Genomic DNA, 1,002 nt, shown 5'->3' with positions numbered 1-1,002 from the left:
CCCACTGGCCCGCGGAGCTCGCCGCGGCCGTGACCGCCACCCTGGCCTCGGGCCGGGGCGCGCTGGTCGTCGTCCCGGACGGGCGCGCCGCCGCCCGGGTCGACGCCGCGCTCACCGCGCTCAGGGGGGACGGCCACCACGCCCTGCTGACCGCCGACTCGGGGCCCGAGAAGCGGTACCGCCGCTGGCTGGCCGTCCGGCGCGGCTCCGTGCGCGCCGTGGTCGGCACCCGGGCGGCGATGTTCGCCCCCGTCGCCGATCTCGGACTGGTGGCCGTCTGGGACGACGGCGACTCCAGCCACAGCGACGACAACGCCCCCTTCCCCCACGTGCGGGAAGTGCTGGAGCTGCGTGCCGCCCACGGCCGGTGCGCCTTCCTGCTCGGCGGGACGAGCTGCACGGTCGAGGCCGCGCAGCTGGTGGAGAGCGGCTGGGCACTGCCGCTGCGCGCCGACCGCGAGCAACTGCGCGCGGCGGCGCCCCTGGTGCGCACGGTGGACGACGGCGAGCTGGCCCGGGACGGCGCGGCCCGCTCCGCGCGGTTGCCGAGCCTGGCCTGGCAGACCGTACGGGACGGCCTGCGCAGCGGGCCCGTCCTCGTCCAGGTCCCCCGCCGCGGTTACGCGCCACGGCTGGCGTGCGAGCGGTGCCGCGAACCCGCCCGCTGCCGGCACTGCGCGGGCCCCCTGCAGGCCCCGGACCAGCGGGATCTGGACTGCGCGTGGTGCGGGCGGGCGGAGGCCGCCTGGCACTGCCCGGCCTGCGGCGGCCGGAGGCTGCGCGCGCAGATCGTCGGCGCGCGCCGGACCGCCGAGGAGCTGGGGCGGGCCTTCCCCGCCGTTCCGGTGCGGACCTCCGGCCGTGACCACGTCCTCGACTCCGTGTCCGGTCAGCCCGCGTTGGTGGTCAGCACCCCCGGGGCCGAGCCGGTGGCCGAGGGCGGCTACGCCGCCGCGCTGCTGCTGGACGGCTGGGCGATGGTCGGCCGGCCCGACCTGCGGG

At 79.3% G+C, this 1,002-nt stretch carries 1 pseudogene; it reads left to right on the top strand.

The features are described 5' to 3' along the window. A pseudogene (locus ABZ371_RS32920) lies at positions 1-1,002 on the top strand (primosome assembly protein PriA); the annotation flags it as partial.

Origin of the sequence: Streptomyces sp. NPDC005899, from assembly GCF_040629645.1 — a bacterium.
In the GTDB taxonomy this organism is placed as follows: domain Bacteria; phylum Actinomycetota; class Actinomycetes; order Streptomycetales; family Streptomycetaceae; genus Streptomyces.
Note: the sequence above shows the minus strand (reverse complement) of the source record. Positions and strands in the feature narration are given on the sequence as shown.